The sequence below is a fragment of the Bradyrhizobium sp. YR681 genome (genome assembly GCF_000282615.1).
Taxonomy (GTDB): Bacteria; Pseudomonadota; Alphaproteobacteria; order Rhizobiales; family Xanthobacteraceae; genus Bradyrhizobium.
In genome coordinates this window covers 1-3,646 of sequence record NZ_AKIY01000158.1, presented here as the reverse complement: position 1 = coordinate 3,646, position 3,646 = coordinate 1, and the positions used below count along the sequence as shown (strand labels likewise).

Below are 3,646 nucleotides of genomic sequence, written 5' to 3'. Positions count from 1 at the left end.
CTCCTCGGTCTCGGAGATCGCTCGCCAGGTGCAGGAATCCGCCCGCATCGCCAGCGATGCGGTGATCCAGGCGAGCCGGACCAACGAACGCGTCGGCGAGCTCTCCAAGGCTGCGGCGCGCATCGGCGACGTGGTCGAGCTGATCAGCACGATCGCCGGCCAGACCAACCTGCTGGCGCTGAACGCCACCATCGAGGCGGCGCGCGCGGGGGAAGCGGGACGCGGCTTTGCCGTGGTTGCCTCCGAGGTCAAGGCCTTGGCCGAGCAGACCGCGAAAGCCACCGGCGAGATCGCCCAGCAGGTTTCCGGCATTCAGGCCGCGACGGAGGAGTCGGTCGGCTCGATCCGGGAGATCAGCAGCACCATCGAGCGGCTGTCGGAGATTTCCTCGACGGTCGCGGCCGCGGTCGAGGAGCAGGGCGCGGCGACGCAGGAGATATCGCGCAACGTCCAGCAGGCGGCCCAGGGCACGCAGCGGGTGTCGGCCAATATCGACGACGTGCAGCATGGCGCATCGGAGACCGGCTCGGCGTCCTCGCAGGTGCTGTCGTCGGCGCGCACGCTCTCGGCCGACAGCAACCGGCTGAAGCTCGAGGTCGGCAAGTTCCTGAACTCGGTGCGCGCCGCCTGAGCCCCGCAGGCAAAAGGCCACGCGCATGCGCGTGGCCTTGAACGGCAGTTTGGGATGATCAGGCGACCTTGGTCGTCATGTGCTTGAACATGTTGCTGCGCGCCTCGTCGTCCATCTCGGCCTTGAAGGTGAATTTGTCCTTCAGCGCGACCGCGCGCGCCGCCGCCGGCCTGCCCGAGATCTCGTCCACCAGCCGCTTCACGTTCGGATAGCGCGCAAAGGCGTCGTCGCCGAGCTTGAACGGCACCATCCGCGCCCAGCCCCACAGCGCCATGTCGACGATCGAATAGCTGTCGCCGACCATATAGCGGCGGCCTTCGAGGTGGCCGTCGAGAATCCTGTAATGGCGATCGGTCTCGTACTGGTAGCGGTTGTGGGCGTAGTCGTGGTTCTGGTCCTTCGGCGCGAAATGCTTGAAGTGCACGGCCTGGCCCGAATACGGCCCGACGCCGGTGGCGATGAACATCAGCCAGGACAGCGTCTCGCCGCGCAACGAGGCGGCGGGCAGGAACTTGCCGGTCTTCTCGGCGAGGTAGAGCAGGATGGCGTTGCTGTCGAAAACGATCGTGCCGCCATCGTCGATCGCGGGCACCTTGCCGTTCGGATTGATCGTCAGATAGTCCGGCGCGAACTGCTCGCCCTTGCGGGTGTCGATCTTCACCGGCTCGAAGGGCAGGCCGGCCTCTTCCAGATAAAGCGCGACCTTGGTCGGGTTCGGCGATCCGTTGAAATAGAATTTGAGCATGATTGTCTCCCCAATTCCGGTTTTAGAGAATGAATGCCGCGTCGTGGGCCTTCTCTGCCTGAATTTGGCCTGGGAGAGCAACCGGCGAGTTTGCCGTGAGGTATCTGCGCGCTGCGCAGATCAGCCGGCGTAACAAAGGCCGATCGCCGCCGTAATAATCATCCCCGCGCCAACGGCCTCCAGCCGCAGCCCGAGACGGGCGGCCAGATGCATGTCCGAGGCCCGCGCTGCGCGCTCCGATCCGCGCGCATAGCCGTGCACGATGACGTCGTGATTGAAATTGTCGTGCGCCTCGTTGCTGCTGGCGAGCCCGACGCAGATCACCAGCACGCCGAACAGGGCGAGGCCGAAAAATCCGAGCAGCGCGATCAGGAACATCGGAAACATGCCGACCAGGAAGATCGGCAGCAGCGGCACCAGCAGCAAGGTCTCGGACTGTCGTCGCATGGGAGCCACCCGGTCAGGACGGGGCTGATCGGGCGAATGTAGTCCCGGCTGTTGCGTCGTTCAAGGAGCCGTAGGGTGGGCAACGGCGCAAAGCGCCGTGCCCACGAAATCTGTGTTCTGTCGGAGAGGTTAGGTGGGCACGGCGCAAGAGCGCCTTTGCCCACCCTGCGAGATCGCGGGAGTGGCTACTCCGCCCCCATGCCTGCACGGATCTCGGCGCGCAGCTCGTCGATCAGCTTGAGACCCTTCTTGGTCTCGACGTGCCAGAAGGTCCAGCCGTTGCAGGCCTGCGCGCCCTGCGCCACCGCGCCCATGCGGTGGATCGAGCCGACTTTGTCGCCGAACATGATGGCGCCGTCGGCACGGACGAGCGCGCCGAGCTTCTTCTTGGCGTCGAACAGTTTCGTGCCGGGCATGATCATGCCGCGCTCGATCAGCTCGGAGAAGGCGACGCGCGGGGCTTCGCGCGCGGTCATGAACGGGGCGAGGCTTGCCTCCGGCAGCGGCTCGATCGCGGCGATGCGCGCTTCGGCGGCCTTCGCATAGGTCTTGTCGCGCTCGAAGCCGATATAGGAGCGGCCGAGGCGCTTGGCGACGGCGCCCGTGGTGCCGGTGCCGTTGAAGGGATCGATCACAAGATCGCCGGGTTTCGACGACGACAGCAGCACGCGCGCGAGCAGGCCTTCCGGCTTCTGCGTCGGATGCACTTTCTTGCCGTCGGCGCCCTTGAGGCGTTCCTCGCCGGTGCAGAGCGGGATCAGCCAGTCGGAGCGTGCCTGCACGTCCTCGTTGGCGGCCTTCAGCGCCTCGTAGTTGAACGTGTAGCCCTTGGCCTTCTCGTCGCGCGCGGCCCAGATCATGGTTTCGTGCGCGTTGGTGAAGCGGCGGCCGCGGAAGTTCGGCATCGGATTGGTCTTGCGCCAGACGATGTCGTTCAGGAGCCAGAAGCCGAGGTCCTGCATGATCGCGCCGACGCGGAAGATGTTGTGATAGGAGCCGATCACCCAGATCGTCGCCGACGGCTTCATCGCGCGGCGGGCGGCAAGCAGCCAGGCGCGGGTGAAATCGTCATAGGCGGAGAATGAATCGAACTTGTCCCAGTCGTCGTTGACGGCATCGACATGGGATTCGTCGGGGCGCTTGAGATCGCCCTTGAGCTGGAGGTTGTAGGGCGGATCTGCGAACACCAGATCGACGCTACCTGCCTGAAGCTTCGACATCTCGGCGACGCAATCACCGAGGATGATGCGATGCGACGAAGACTCAAAATTTGTGCGGGGCGCCCTTGCAGACGCCCCGCGACGCGACTCTACCATGACTCAAGAACTCTGACTCAGGCGACGCTGTCGGCGACGCGGGACCAAACAACCGACTGACCGTTACAATGAAGCGGCAAAGTAAAAATCGACTTAACCCGCCGCTTTCGTGAGCAGACCTCGCATCGCGCGTTGCGCGCGATTTGCTGCGCGCGCGCACCGTGTTTTCCAGCGTATTTCGCGTTTCATCGCGTTGCGGGAGCAATCATGGCTCCAAAAAGGCGCCAAATTTCTCTCGGAAAAAATTGCACGACCCTCGGAAAAAATTGCTGGCATCGGCATGCTGCCGCACTAGGCAATAATTGCCGAGCGGGATATTGATAACAGCAACGGAAATTTTACGTGTGTGGCGCGTTGGGCTTTTGCGCTTCTGCGCCCAAATGACGCCATTCGAGGACCTGAGGGAAACCCACCATGCGCTACGATGATTTCCGCCGCAGCGACGACATCGAGGATCGTCGCGACGATGGTGGCGGGGGCGGCGGTGGTGGCGGGTTCGGCCTGCCG

General features: G+C 64.2%; 4 protein-coding genes. 1 reads left to right on the top strand and 3 read right to left on the bottom strand.

All coding sequences use genetic code 11. The features are described 5' to 3' along the window. Positions 1–631 (top strand): methyl-accepting chemotaxis protein (locus PMI42_RS12750; RefSeq protein ID WP_008134577.1); only part of this gene is annotated, 631 nt, incomplete at its 5' end. A 58-nt stretch (positions 632–689) separates the two neighbouring features. Here the strand turns inward: PMI42_RS12750 and PMI42_RS12745 are convergent. From PMI42_RS12745 to PMI42_RS12735, 3 genes are all read right to left on the bottom strand, one after another. Beyond that, the gene (locus tag PMI42_RS12745; protein WP_008134574.1) at positions 690–1,376 is read right to left on the bottom strand and encodes a glutathione S-transferase family protein; all 687 of its coding nucleotides are present in this window, start codon (positions 1,374–1,376) and stop codon (positions 690–692) included. Positions 1,377–1,496: 120 nt separating this feature from the next. Then, entirely contained in the window at positions 1,497–1,823 is a 327-nt protein-coding gene (locus tag PMI42_RS12740) for a hypothetical protein (protein WP_008134571.1), read from the bottom strand. A 185-nt stretch (positions 1,824–2,008) separates the two neighbouring features. Then, positions 2,009–3,139 carry a site-specific DNA-methyltransferase gene (locus PMI42_RS12735; protein WP_008134569.1) on the bottom strand — a complete coding sequence of 377 codons (1,131 nt, stop codon included), beginning with the start codon at positions 3,137–3,139 and terminating at the stop codon, positions 2,009–2,011. Positions 3,140–3,646 lie beyond the last annotated feature (507 nt).